At 28.4% G+C, this 13383-nt stretch carries 11 protein-coding genes; 9 read left to right on the top strand and 2 right to left on the bottom strand.

Going from position 1 to position 13383, the window contains the following annotated elements:
• The first annotated feature begins 161 nt into the window (after positions 1-161).
• From RDX53_RS12170 to RDX53_RS12155, 4 genes are read left to right on the top strand one after another with little or no spacing between them, the layout of a single operon-like run.
• A complete protein-coding gene (locus tag RDX53_RS12170; RefSeq protein ID WP_307994243.1) occupies positions 162-1082 on the top strand; it encodes a GerMN domain-containing protein in 921 nt (306 codons plus the stop codon).
• The gene (locus RDX53_RS12165) at positions 1066-1806 is read left to right on the top strand and encodes a hypothetical protein (protein ID WP_195930848.1); all 741 of its coding nucleotides are present in this window, start codon (positions 1066-1068) and stop codon (positions 1804-1806) included. The genes RDX53_RS12170 and RDX53_RS12165 overlap by 17 nt, the downstream gene beginning before the upstream one ends.
• The gene (locus RDX53_RS12160; protein WP_295762396.1) at positions 1787-2245 is read left to right on the top strand and encodes a hypothetical protein; all 459 of its coding nucleotides are present in this window, start codon (positions 1787-1789) and stop codon (positions 2243-2245) included. The genes RDX53_RS12165 and RDX53_RS12160 overlap by 20 nt, the downstream gene beginning before the upstream one ends.
• Positions 2242-2805, top strand: coding sequence for a hypothetical protein (locus tag RDX53_RS12155; RefSeq protein ID WP_195930846.1), 564 nt, complete (start codon positions 2242-2244; stop codon positions 2803-2805). Before RDX53_RS12160 ends, RDX53_RS12155 begins: the two co-directional genes overlap by 4 nt.
• A gap of 506 nt (positions 2806-3311) precedes the next feature.
• Here RDX53_RS12155 and RDX53_RS12150 read toward each other — a convergent pair.
• Positions 3312-4199, bottom strand: coding sequence for a LysR family transcriptional regulator (locus RDX53_RS12150; RefSeq protein ID WP_195930845.1), 888 nt, complete (start codon positions 4197-4199; stop codon positions 3312-3314).
• A gap of 308 nt (positions 4200-4507) precedes the next feature.
• Between RDX53_RS12150 and RDX53_RS12145 the strand changes: the two genes are divergently transcribed.
• From RDX53_RS12145 to aroE (RDX53_RS12125), 5 genes are all read left to right on the top strand, one after another.
• A complete protein-coding gene (locus tag RDX53_RS12145; protein ID WP_195930844.1) occupies positions 4508-5347 on the top strand; it encodes a sugar phosphate isomerase/epimerase in 840 nt (279 codons plus the stop codon).
• A gap of 140 nt (positions 5348-5487) precedes the next feature.
• Positions 5488-7413: an FAD-dependent oxidoreductase gene (locus RDX53_RS12140; RefSeq protein ID WP_195930843.1), complete on the top strand. Its 1926-nt coding sequence runs from the start codon at positions 5488-5490 to the stop codon at positions 7411-7413.
• A gap of 144 nt (positions 7414-7557) precedes the next feature.
• Positions 7558-8427 (top strand): shikimate dehydrogenase, encoded by an 870-nt coding sequence (aroE, locus tag RDX53_RS12135; protein ID WP_207743850.1) that lies wholly within the window; start codon positions 7558-7560, stop codon positions 8425-8427.
• Positions 8428-8583: 156 nt separating this feature from the next.
• The gene (locus tag RDX53_RS12130) at positions 8584-9819 is read left to right on the top strand and encodes an MFS transporter (protein WP_195930842.1); all 1236 of its coding nucleotides are present in this window, start codon (positions 8584-8586) and stop codon (positions 9817-9819) included.
• 250 nt (positions 9820-10069) lie between these two features.
• Positions 10070-10936 (top strand): shikimate dehydrogenase, encoded by an 867-nt coding sequence (aroE, locus tag RDX53_RS12125; protein ID WP_195930841.1) that lies wholly within the window; start codon positions 10070-10072, stop codon positions 10934-10936.
• Between the two features lie 151 nt (positions 10937-11087).
• On the opposite strand, the gene RDX53_RS12120 is transcribed toward aroE (RDX53_RS12125), so the two are convergent.
• Positions 11088-13100 (bottom strand): NAD(P)/FAD-dependent oxidoreductase, encoded by a 2013-nt coding sequence (locus RDX53_RS12120; protein WP_195930840.1) that lies wholly within the window; start codon positions 13098-13100, stop codon positions 11088-11090.
• Positions 13101-13383: the final 283 nt, after the last annotated feature.

The following is a 13383-nucleotide window of genomic DNA, read 5'->3' as shown; positions in this document are numbered from 1 at the left end:
AGGAGAGGGAACAACATTTATTGTAAGAATTCCGCTTAAATATATTGTATAAGGGTGTAAAAATGAAAACTACAAGAATTTTAATTATTATCGTAATGTTAAGTATGGTTGCATCTTTGTTTGTTGCCTGTGGCAATAATGAAGAAAAGAAAAAATCAGGTTTGTCGGTTTACTACGTTTCAAAAAGTGAAAATACAGTTGCAACTGAACAACATAACCTGAAAAATAAAAGTACAATTCAAAGTATTGGTGAAATACTTGATTGCTTAACTACTCAGGGAAAAGAGCAGAATTATAAAAGTGCAATACCAAAAAGTGTAAAGGTAAACGGCTATGACTTTTTAGACGGAGTAGTGAAAATAGATTTTAGTAAGAAATATTATGACTTAAGTTCTAAAAGAGAACTGCTGCTTAGGTCTTCAGTTGTTTTAAGTCTTATACAGTTAAAGTCAGTTGAGTACGTTGCATTTACTGTAGAAGGAAAACCATGTACAGGAAAAGACGGAAAGTATTTAAATGCAATGAATGCTTCTGATTTTGTATCAGATTTAGGAAACAATAAGCAGGATAAACAGGATTTTATTTTATATTTTTCTAATGAAAAAGGGACAGCATTAAAAGAATATAAATTAAAAAATGTTAAATATGGAAATAAAACAAAGGAAAGATACATTGTTGAACAGCTGATTAAAGGTCCTTCCAGAAAAGGATTTGTAGGAACTTTGTCTTCCCAAATTAAGATATTAAGCGTTGTTACAGCGAACAGTATCTGTTATGTAGACTTTGACAGTAATTTCTTAACAGAACGAAATCAGGTGGCACCTAAAGTTGTTATTTATTCTATTGTTAATTCACTATCGGAACTTGATAAAGTTCATAAGGTTCAGATAAGTGTTAGAGGTGAAACTTCAATTAAGTACAATGAGGAAATTAATATAGGAAGTCAAACATTAAATGTAGATAATTTTAAAATTAATAAACTTATCAAAAAAAACAGTCACTATAATTGTTATGAAATTGTAGTAGAAGTAAAATCAATAGACAGGAGTGTAAATATTAAATCATATGTCACGAAAAAATAAAGGCTCAATTCTAGTAGTAACAGTATTTGTATTTTTACTTGTTAATATAATTGCAATAAACTGCACATCTATTGTCATGAGCAATATTAAATATACAAAGTATAATGATGAAGAAATATACTTAAAGGAACAGTGTTTAAGTAAAATAGAAATAATTTATTCAAATATTTTAAAGGAAGTAAAAATAGCACTGGACGAAAGTGGTGATTATGAAAGTTTTAACTCACATTTTATATCTGATAATTCATCAGAATTTATAAATAAAATAAATGATTTATCAGATACATCACTAGATAATAAAAAATGCAATATAACAAGGATAAATACAAATTCCGAAAATTATATTTATTATAAAATTGAAAGTAGCGTATCTTATAACAAATTTATTAAAACTATTGTTGCGTATATAAAGATAAAAAATCCATTTCCAAAAGATACAATAGTAGAAAATAACGAAAGTTCACAAGAAATACAAAACTCACAAGAATTATATACAATAAATCAAGATGATCCAAGTTTAGAAGATAAAAATATAGAAGATAATAATGATAGTGCTAAAAATTATCTTCAAGAAAATAGTGAAAATAATATAGAAATAGAAACAGATAAAAAAGATATAGTAAGCGAAGAAAACGAAAATTTAGGAAATACAGATGAGATAAAACAAGTAGAAGAGATACAACCAAGCGATTTAGTAATAATATATGAAAGTAAGGAGGTATAGATATGAAAAAAGAAGGAATGTGACTTTTATAGAAGTTATAATAGGAATTACGTTATTAGCTTTAATAGGCACAGTATCATTTGTTAAGTTAGATTTATCAAATTACAAAATAAACTCGTTTATAAAGCAGATGACGACAGATATTAGATATATAAGGCAGATTAATAAAATAGGAAATGAGAAAGTGTATATGCTTTTTATTGAAGAAAATAATTGTGAAGGATATATATTAATGGAAGAAGGTAGACAATCTAAAAAAGTATTTTTACCTAAGGGAATTGAACTTGCGTGCCCTACAAGTAAAATACTTTTTAATACAAAAGGTGGATTTTATAAAGGAGGAACAACTATAACTATAATAAAAAAAGACAATTATACAGATATAACAATAGTACCTACGAGCGGACGTATACTAATAAAAGAAGGTATATACAAATGAGAAAAAGAAGTGGATACGTCTTATTAGAAATAATCATATCTGTATTTATAATGTCTATAATAATAACATGTCTATTAAGTATTATGGCTGTTATAAATAGAGCTAATAAAAATATTGAAGATAGAATTGAGTTAAGCCAACAGACAGAAGAGATAACTTCTCAAATCACTCCTTTAATCGAAGAAAGTATGAATATAATAAGTATAACGACAATAGATAGAAAGACAATACAAAATTTAGAGCTAGGAAAAGAATACGATGTTTTATCAATAAAGTTAAATTTCAAAAATAGTGAAAATGAAAACAATATAGCTTTAAAAAATAGAGAAATAAGTTATAAAAAATCATCAAAGAAATTATTTATAAATACTTTGCGATCAAATAATGCTAGTGAAACTGGTGGATATGAGATAGGAGACTATGTAAAAAGTATACGTATAAAAAAGGAAAGTTCAAACATAATATGCCTCATCTTAAATCTAGAAAAAAATAATATGGAAGTAGAAAAGTCTATAAAACTATATGTAAGGTATGATAAATTACTAGAAGCTAAATATTAAAAAAGAATTAAAAAAAAGTACAAATCTAGGGTAGATTTGTACTAAGCTTATTGGGGAATATTTTTAAATACAATAATTTGATTTAAAAATATTTCGTTTTGTATGGGATTTATATTTCCTTAATATTTACCATTTATTTTTATGATTTAATTCTACATTATAATTATCTATAAAACAAATTATTAATAAAGGGTGTTTTTATAGATAATTTCTATAGATATATAAAATATATAGAAAAGTATTTAATTTAAATAAACTTACAAATTTAATGAGCTTAAACTCGCAATGATAGAAAATATTTTTAAAAATATCCAAATATATAGATAAATACTATAGATAGTTAATATATCTATAAAACTACATTATTTGTATTGATAAATTATATAAACTTATTTATACTATATAAATAGGTATATTTATTTGTGTACTAACTTTAGAATTTCTAAAGAAATGATTATTATTTTTTATAATTTAAAGGATGACTACTCGATTAGTCATCCTTTTTTTTAATCTAATGTATAATTTTCAATTACGAATGATTTGAAATTCTCTGCAATCGGGGTAAGCGTTTTATCTTTTAATACAGCTAGATAAAAGTTTCTTTCCCATGTCGGTGATTTTATTTCAATAGTCTTTAAATCCATAAATTTTAAAATAGGCATATAAGGTACTATTGCAATACCAAAGTTGTTAGAAACTAATCCTGCAATTACCTGATCTTCTTCTATTTCATATGTAATTTGAGGTTTTTTACCTATTGAATCAAATAAATTATCTATAATCTGTCTAAGTCCACTCTTTGAACTAAATACAATTTGAGGATATTCAACTGTTTGCTCTAAAGTGATTGAGTCATATTTAGCTAATTCATGATTTGACGGAACTATAAGAACTAATTTTTGAGCAGAAACAGGTATAAATTCTATATTTTTTTCTTTTTCTGATTTTGAACAAAATATCATATCGTATTTTTGCTCTTTTAATGATTTTATTAGATCAGCAGTAGTTGTTTCAGTATGAAAATTGAAATTAATTTTTTTATCTGGATTATTCTCAATATAGCTTTTACTTAGCCTAGGTACAAAGTTTGTACCTAAAGTACGTAAAAATCCTAAATCTATATAGCCTTCCCCGTTGCTTATAGATTTAAGTTCAAGAACACTATCATCAAGAATTTTTAATGATTCTTTCACCTTTTCTAAAAAAATTTTCCCGCATTTTGTAAGGACAATATTACGTCCTTCTTTTTGAAATAATGTGACACCAAGTTCTTTTTCAAGTAGTGAAATGGCATGACTTAAACTTGGTTGAGTAATACAGAGCTCTTCTGCAGCTTTAGTATAATGTTCTAGCTTTGCTAAAGTAACAAAGTATCTTAAATGATATAAATTCAAGCTTATTCCCCCTTTTTAATCTATATTTAAAATTTAAAGAGTGTTTTTTATTTAACACTTTAATAAAGATAAATAAAAGATTTCAAACAATTATTTATCATAAGTATAGATTTTATAAAACTAATATACTAAAAATTATATATAAAATCAATAAATTGATAGATTATTATCAATTAGTCATATAAAAAATACTGTGATAACATTTAAACATAAGATAAATCAAAGAAAAAATGCAAAATAAAACGACAAACAATTAACAAAGAATAAAAAATAATTTTAAACAAATGTACAATAAGGGGGAATAGAATATGTCAAAACAACATCCATTAACAGTAAGTTCTTATACTTTAGGAACAAAGGTAACTTTTGAAGAAAGAGTAATCGCAGCTAAAAATGCTGGATATGAAGGAATAGGTTTAAGAGCTGAAAATTATATAGCAGCATTACAAGAAGGATTACACGATGAAGATATATTAAATATATTAAAAAAACACAATATGAAAGTAACAGAAGTAGAGTATATAACTTTATGGGCTGATGATGAGAGAACATTAGAACAACAAATGAAAGAACAAATTTGCTTCAAAATGTGTGAATTATTTGGTGTAAAACAAATAAACTGTGGTCTAATGGAAAACTACTCAATAGAACATACAGCACAAAAATTAAAAGAATTATGCTTAAGAGCAAAAGACATAATAATAGGGGTTGAACCAATGCCATACAGTGGTATACCAGACTTAGAAAAAGGATGGAAAGTAGTAGAAGCATCTGGTTGTGATAATGCAAAAATAATATTAGATACATGGCACTGGGTAAGAGCAAACCAACCATTTGAAAAAGTAATAGATATGATACCAGCAGATAAAATAGTATCAGTTCAAATAAATGATGTTCAAGCTAGACCATATGCAAAAGAAGTTTTAAGAGATGAGTCAATGCATGATAGAGTTGCTCCAGGGTGTGGATATGGAGATACTGCAGGATTTTGTAAAATGTTACAACAAAAAGGTGTTAAACCAAATGCAGTAGGTGTTGAAGTTATATGTGATGAATATGTAGAAAAAGGTGTAGATTTTGCAGCTAAATATACATATGACAATGCAGTAAAAGTTTTAAAAGAAGCTTGGCCAGAAGTTTTAGCTTAATAATATAAAGTTTAAATGTAGATATTAAAAAATAATAATCATTTATTAAATATATATTGAGAATTTTTAAATAGATATAAAATACTAAAAATTGAAATCTTACAAATTAAAATTAACTTAAATAGGGAAGAGGTAATATTATGAATTTTGAAAATATATTTAAGCCTATACAAATAGGTCCTATGAATGTACCAAATAGATTTGTTGTCCCTCCAATGGGCAACAACTTTGCAAATACAGATGGAACTTTAAGCGAAAAATCTAAAAATTATTATGCTGCAAGAGCAAAAGGTGGATTTGGTCTTATAACTATTGAATCTAGCGTTGTTTATTATAAATCAAAAGGTGGTCCTAGAAAACCTTGTCTATTTGATGATAGCGTAATAGATAGCTTTAAAAATGTAATAGATGCATGTCATGCTGAAGGGGCAAAGGTTTCTGTACAACTTCAACATGCAGGTCCTGATGTAAATCAAGCTATAGCAGGATATCCAATAGTGGCGGCATCACCAATACCATCAAAAGATGGTCATCCAACGCCACAAATACTAAATACTGAAGAAATATACGATATAATTGAAGCTTATGGAGATGCAGCTTTACGTGCTATGAAAGCAGGAATAGATGCAGTTGAACTTCACTGTGCACATGGATATTTAGTAAGTACATTTATATCACCTAGAACTAACAAAAGAGTAGATGAATTTGGCGGATGTTTTGAAAATAGAATGAGATTACCTCGTTTAATAATAGAAAATATAAGAAAGAAAACAGAAGGCAAAATAGCTATATTAGCCAGAATAAATGCACAAGATGATGTTTTAGGCGGACTTAGTGTACAAGATAGTACAGCAGTAGCAGTTTATTTAGAAGAAGTATGTAAAATAGATGCTCTACATGTATCTCGTGCAACTCACTTAAATGATGAATATATGTGGGCACCAACTACTATACATGGAGGATTTTCTTCAGATTTAGTATCAAGTATAAAAGAAGTAGTAAATATTCCTGTAATAACTGTAGGTCGTTTTACTGAGCCACAATATGCTGACATAATGGTTAAACAAGGAAGAACTGATTTAGTGGCATTTGGACGTCAAAGTTTAGCTGATCCAGAAACACCAAACAAAGCTAGAGATGGCAAATTAGAGCTTATGACACCATGTATAGCATGTCTACAAGGATGTGTTCCAAATATGTTCCAAGGTAAACCAATAACTTGTTTAGCAAATCCATTATTAGGACGTGAAGGCGAATTAACTATGACTAAAGAACCTAAAAATGTATTAGTTATAGGTGGTGGAGTCGGCGGAATGCAGGCTGCTTGGGTAAGTGCTTTAAGAGGACACAACGTAACATTAGTTGAAAAATCATATACATTAGGTGGTCAAATGAGACTTGCTGCATACCCACCAGGAAAAGGCGATATAACTAATTTAGTTCGCAACTTTATAGCAAGATGTAATGAATATGGAGTAAAAGTATTATTAAATACAGAAGCAACTGAAGAATTTATAAAAGAAATGAATCCAGACGTTTGTATAGTTGCTACAGGTGCAACTCCATTAGTACTACCAATACCAGGTATAAATGATGTTGGCGTAATAAATGCTATAGATTTATTAGATGGGCAAAAAGCCTGTGGTACAAAAGTTTTAGTAGTAGGCGGAGGAATGGTAGGTGCAGAAACTGCAGAATTCCTAGCTGAACAAGAACACGAAGTATCAATAATAGAATTTAAAGATAAAATAGCTGGTGATGTAGCTAAAGAACATAGAAAATACATCATGGAAGCATTCGATAAACACAAGGTAGAAAGTATAACAGGTGCAAAAGTTGCAGAATTCTATACTGACGGTGTTAAATACGAATTAGCAGATGGTTCTGTACATGAAGTAAGAGGATTTGATTCAGTTGTACTTGCAATGGGATCTAGAAATTATGATCCAATAAGTGAATCATTAAAAGATATAGTAAAAGAAACTTATGTTATAGGGGATGCAGTTAGAGCGAGAAGAGCTTTAAATGCAACAGAAGAAGCATTAAATGTAGCTTTAAGCATATAATAAATAATTAAATTTCTGATATAGTTTAATAATTGCAAACTTGGTTGGTGTTTAGAGTGGGGGCTCTAAACACCAATGCCAAAGTCGTTTTAGGGATAAGATGGCATAGCAATATGGGGGATATCAAGAATCGGAGGAATTGAAATGGAAATATCAGGTAGAACAGGTTTATTAGGATTAATAGGGTCACCAGTAGGACATTCAGGCTCACCTGCAATGTACAATTATAGTTTTGAAATATTAGATTTAGATTATAGATATTTAGCATTTGACATACCTGTAGAAAAAACAGAAGATGCTGTAAATGCTTTTAGAACTTTCAATATGAAAGGCGGAAATGTTACAATGCCATGTAAAGGTGAAGTTGCTAAATATATGGACGAATTATCTCCAGCTTCTCGTATAATCGGTGCTTGTAATACAATAATAAACAAAGACGGAAAATTAATAGGTGATATAACAGACGGTAAAGGTTATGTAAGAAACTTAAAAGAAAATGGTGTCGATATAAAAGGCAAAAAAATGACTATAATGGGTGCAGGAGGGGCTGCAACTGCTATACAAGTACAAGCTGCTTTAGACGGAGCTAGAGAAATATCTATATTCAATAAAAAAGATGGATTCTTTGAAAAAGCACAAAATACTGTCGAAGCTATAAAAAGAGAAGTTCCAGAATGTGTAGTAAATTTATTTGATATAGATGATACTGAAAAATTATATGAAGAAATAAAAACAAGTGATATACTTACAAATGCAACTTTAATAGGTATGAAACCTTATGATAATGAAACAAATATAAAAGATACTAGCGTATTTAGAAAAGACTTAGTAGTTACAGATGTAGTATACAATCCAATTAAAACTAAGATGATATTAGACGCTGAAAAAGCTGGTTGCAAAGTTGTAGGCGGAAAAGGTATGTTATTATATCAAGGTGTTGAAGCATTTAAATTATTTATGGGACAAGAGATGCCAGTAGAAGAAGTAAAAGCTAAATACTATTCTGATTTATAAAATTTAAATAAAAGATAAGATAAAGTGTTGATAGTATGATTTTTCTATCGACACTAAATCTTTATAAATAATTAAGTTAATGAATTAACAAAGTTGAAATGATAAATAATATGTTTTTTTTATATAAAATAAAATTTAAAATAGGGGGAAACTATAATGGAACAAGTTAATTATAAAAAGTTTTATCCTACTGCAATAGCTCTATACTTTACATATTTTATACATGGTATAGGAGCTTCTATATTAGGACAATATAAACAAGATTTTGCATCAATGTGGGGAGCAAAAGTATTAGAAGATGGTACGTTTGATGTAAGTATAGTTGTATCAGTAATAGCTGCACTTGGTCTTGGACGTTTAATCTCTCTTCCTTTCTCAGGGCCTATATCTGATAAATTCGGAAGAAGAATAAGTGGTTTAATAGGGGTTATATGTTATGCATTATATTTAGGTGGAATAGTATTTGCTCCAAATATGATGGTAGGTTATATGTTTGCAATAGTAGGTGGTATTGCTAATTCATTTTTAGATACTTGTGTAACACCATCATGCATGGAAATATTCCCAGAGAATGGTTCAGTTGCAAACTTATTTACTAAGTTCTCAATGTCTATAGCACAATTTGCTCTACCATTTGGTATAGGATTTGTAGCTACAAATGCATTCTCATTTAAAACAATATTTATAATAGCAGCAGTAGCAATTGCAATAGATGGTGTATTAATAGCATTTTTACCATTCCCTAAATTAGAAAATGCTCAAGACGACTCTGAATCTGAAAAAGAAGTTAAAAAAGAAAAAATGAAATTTACTCCAGCAAGTATAGCATTAATATGTATAGGATTTACTTCTTCTTCAACTTTTATGATATGGTTAAATTGTAATCAAGAATTAGGTAAACTATATGGACTTGCTGATCCAAGTAAAATTCAATCATTCTACGCTTTAGGAACAGTTTGTGCAATACTTGTTTCATCATTTTTAATAAGTAAAGGACTAAAGGCAGTAAGAATACTTATAATATATCCAGCAATATCAGCAGCAATGCTTATAGCAATTTACTTTATAAGAATACCTTCTATATGTTTAGTAGGTGGATTTGTATTAGGTTATGCAGCAGCAGGTGGAGTACTTCAACTTTGCGTATCTACAGCAAATGAAATGTTCCCTAAAGATAAAGGTAAAATAACTTCAATAGTTATGATAGCATCAAGTGTTGCAAACTATACTATAATAAGTTTTGCATCTTACTTAACAAAAGTTGGTGGTGCAACTAATGGACCAATAAACGTTGTACTGCTTAATATAGCAGTTACTTTATTAGGTGTATTACTTGCAATATATGTAAATATACAAAATGATAAAATAGAAAGAGCTCGTGAAGTAGCATAAAAAATAGGTCTTATAGCTTAATAAGTTATAGGACTTATTTTTATGTGTAAAAAATAAATATTACTTATAATTAGTATTTTTTAATTCTAAAGAAATTATATATTATCTTATTTGTGGATGCGCCATGAGTGAAGCAAATTTTTTTATATTATTAAAAAGATACTAATTAAGATTGACAATTTTTTTTTATTAGCTAGAATTTAAGTAAATAAACATGAACTAAAAAAGAGTTTATAGGAGGATAATCAAAATGAAGAGCATAAGTTCGAAAACAAAAGTATACAGTGTAATTGGACATCCAATTAGCCAAAGTTTTTCGCCAAAGATACATAATTATTTATTCGAAAAATACAATATTGATGCAGTTTATGTAAGTTATGATATTGATCCTGAATATTTAAAAGAAGGTATAGAAGGAATAAGACATCTTGGTATAATGGGAACGAATGTAACTATTCCTCACAAAATAGAAGTTATGAAGTATTTAGATTTTATAGACGAAAAGGCTAAATTATTTGGAGCTGTAAATACTATTAAAAACGTAGATGGGAAATTATATGGATATAACACAGACGGAACAGGTCTTACTAAATCTATAAAAGATGCTAGTCAAGAGAGCATTGAAGGAAAGAAAGTACTAATAATAGGTGCAGGAGGCGCCTGTAGAAGTATTGCAATACAGCTTGCAATTGAAAATGCTAAATCGATTGAGATTGTAAATAGAAGTATAGAAAAGGCACAATCGATAGCTGATACAATAAATGAACATTTTGAAACTGAGGCTATTGCGACATCTAAAAATATAACACAAGAAGATATAGATAATATTGATATACTTATAAATACTACTCCTATTGGGATGGGTACAGATGAATCTCCAATTGATATATCTTTAATCCCGCCTAAGCATCTTATAGTAGCAGATGCTGTTTATAAACCACATGAAACAGCACTTATTAAATGGGGTCTTAGATATGATTTAAAGATCGCTTATGGGATACAAATGCTTATAAACCAAGGCGTGCATTCATTTAATATATGGACAGGTATAAAACCTACATTAGAAGATACAAAAAATATACTAGAGACATTCTTAGAACAACAAAAAACTTTATAAGTATTTTATAAAGTAAAAAACAAAAGATTTTTATAAGTAGTTTTTAAAGTAAATTTACATATCGAAAACTTATTAAAAAACTAGGCTGTTTTATAAATATAATTATTAAAACAGCCTAGTTTTTATTTTGAAAATAATTTTATATTATATCTTATACATAAATATCAAGATAATCGTGTTTAGTAAGTGTATTTATAATATTTCTTCCTTCTTCAACACCTTCTATAATACGTCTAGCTCTTATACTGTCTCCTATAGAAATAATTTCTATATTTGTATCAGAATATTCTTCTTCTAGAGCTTTTAATACAGGGTTATTTGATTTCATTCCTAAGCATATAAATCCATAATCAAATTCTAACTCATCTAATGAGCCATCTGCATATTCAACTAAGAATGAATTATCTTTTACTTCTAATAATTTTGTATTAGTAAGTTGTTTTACATTATGTTTGTTTAATAAATCAAAAGTACCAACTTTTGATACTGGATCTATTCCATTTCCTATAACAGGAGCCATTTCAACTATAGAGCAGTCGGCATTTCTTGGTGCAAAGAATTCTGCTACATCAAGTCCAACAGCACCACCACCGATTATAACAACTTTTTTGCCAGTTAAATCTTGTGGATAATTTTCTATATTATTTATCATATCTAATATAGAGAAGACTTTTGAATCTTCTTTAGCCATTACTTCATGAAGCCCTTTGATTGGAGGTAATAATGGAGAAGAACCAGTTGCGTTTATTATTAAATTAGGTTTTAAGTTTTTGATAAATTCTACATTAGCTTCAGTATTTTTAAAAACATATAAATTATCTAATTTTTCTGCTCTATTTATTAAATATTTAGGGAAGTCATATAATCTTCTTTTATCTGGTATTTTTGAAATTTCAGTAGCTAGACCGCCTAAAACATCTTTTTTCTCGATTAAGAATGTAGCACATCCAACTTCTGCAGCTGTACAGGCAGCTTCAAGTCCTGCAGTACCACCACCTATAACTACTACATTACAATTTTTATTTACTTTTACTTTTTTATAAACCTCATCTTCATTTACAGAAGGGTTTACAGTACATCTTATAGGTCTATTTATTCCTATTCTATTTCCAGCACATCCTATATTACAAGATATACATTTTCTAAGTTCATCTTCTTTTCCAAGTTCAACTTTGTTTACCCATTCAGGATCAGCTATAAGTCCACGTCCCATACCTATTAAATCGGCATCTCCTCTTTCAAGTATATCTTCAGCAACTTGAGGATTTCTTATATTACCCATTGTTATACATGGTTTATTAAATTTATCTTTAACTGCTTTTGATAAATAAGCTCTCCAACCATCTTTTAAATAGTTAGCATCTATTTGATATTGTATTGAGCCGTTAAGAGCAGCAGATACGTCGTATATATCTACTTCATCATTTAAGTATTCTAAGTATTTTAGGCAGTCGTCTATTGTATTACCACCTTCCATAAATTCATCTGCACTTAAACGTAATAATATTGGGAAGTTAGGCCCAACATTTTTTCTAACTTCATCTATTACAAGTCTTGCAAAACGAGTTCTGTTTTCTATAGAACCACCAAATTCATCAGTTCTATCGTTATATAATGGTGATAAGAATTGACTTATTAAGTAAGAGTGACCAGCATGTATTTCAACTGCATCAAAACCAGCAGTTTGTGCTCTTTTAGCTGCTTCACCGTATTTTTTAGCTATTTCATATATTTCTTCTTTTTCAAGTGGTCTAGGAATTTCTCCGCCTGCTTTTGATGGTATATTTGAAGCAGAAACTGGTTGCATTCCTGTTCTTGAAGACATTGCAGAAGCTCCTGCATGATTTATTTGTATAGCTATTTTTGTTCCATATTTGTGAACTCTTTCGCAAAGTTTATATAATCTTGGTAGATAACTATCGTGATCTATGCGAAGTTGAGAAGTGCCGTTTGAACCTTGTGGAGAAAATACACTAGCATTTTCTACTATTATAAGTCCAGTACCGCCTTTTGCTCTTTGTTCATAATAATTAATGTGTAAAAAACTCATCTCTCCATTTTGTTCACCGTAGTTTGTACCCATTGGCATCATTACGATGCGGTTTTTTAAAGTCATATTTTTTACTGTTAAAGGTGAAAAGATATTTTTATATTTGTGTGCCATTTTAAAACCTCCATTAAATTTTATTGTATGTGTGATTATTATTTTTTTGATTGTTAATTTTTTATTTAAGATTATTCTAACAGTATTTATTTAAAATAACTAATAGACTTTATTTAAGAATTCATAGATAAAACTAATAGAAATATTGTTTTTTATGAAGTATTATTATAATTGATGATAAATTTAGTAAGTTTTTTTATTTTTTATATAATTTGAGCATGATTTATTGTGCTTATAGTCTAAAGTATATATATATATTCTAAGTTTATTGTCATTTCGATGT

Source organism: uncultured Intestinibacter sp. (assembly GCF_902468165.1).
In the GTDB taxonomy this organism is placed as follows: domain Bacteria; phylum Bacillota; class Clostridia; order Peptostreptococcales; family Peptostreptococcaceae; genus Intestinibacter.
Note: the sequence above shows the minus strand (reverse complement) of the source record. Positions and strands in the feature narration are given on the sequence as shown.